The sequence below is a fragment of the Collinsella sp. LCP21S3_C7 genome (assembly GCF_052118485.1).
Taxonomy (GTDB): domain Bacteria; phylum Actinomycetota; class Coriobacteriia; order Coriobacteriales; family Coriobacteriaceae; genus Collinsella.
This window is the reverse complement of record NZ_JBQKHC010000059.1, coordinates 1-658: the sequence shown is the minus strand read 5'-3', so window position 1 is coordinate 658 and position 658 is coordinate 1. Positions and strand designations below refer to the sequence as shown.

At 68.5% G+C, this 658-nt stretch carries 1 pseudogene; it reads left to right on the top strand.

Annotated elements, in window-relative coordinates:
• Positions 1-167: 167 nt before the first annotated feature.
• Positions 168-658 (top strand): annotated as a pseudogene (locus ACTQ1E_RS08860) (IS21 family transposase); the annotation flags it as partial.

Sequence of the window (658 nt, the reverse complement as noted above, 5' to 3'; positions counted from 1 at the left end):
TGTTGATGTTCACTAAGAAGTGGTCCGAGTGATCACTGGGAAATGAGCACCGTGAGCACGAAAAATTGAGCAGTTTAAGCAAGAGGGCCGCGCCCCGGGGACCGGGGGCGCGGCCCTCGCCGTATGGTTTCCCCGGGCGGTTACTTTGGCGAGCCCGCCCGGGAAGGATGGAGGAGATGACCGTGCCCCTGGACACAGTGAATGATATACGGTCGATGGATGCCGCCGGGCGCTCGAGGTCCGAGATCGCCCGAGTGCTCCACGTGAGCCGGAACACCGTGGCGAAGTACGCCGACATGGAGGACATGTCGCCCGCCGCGCCGATGCCCCGGAGGAGGGGCAGGCCCGCGCTCGAGGGCAACGAGGAATGGGTCGCGGGCGTTCTCGAGGCCGACCTCGGGGCCCCGAGGAAGCAGCGCCACACCGCCAGGCGGATCTACGACAGGCTCGTCGCCGAGCGCGGCTACGGCGGCTCGTACTCCACCGTGCAGAGGTTCGTCCGCGAGCTCAGGCTCGCCCGGGCGGCGGCGGGCGGAGAGGGGTACCTCGAGCTCGAGTGGGCGCCCGGCACCTGCCAGGTCGATTTCGGGAACTTCCGCGCCGCGGTCGGCGGGAGGACCCTCGACCTCAAGCTGCTGGTCGCGACGCTCCCGCACTC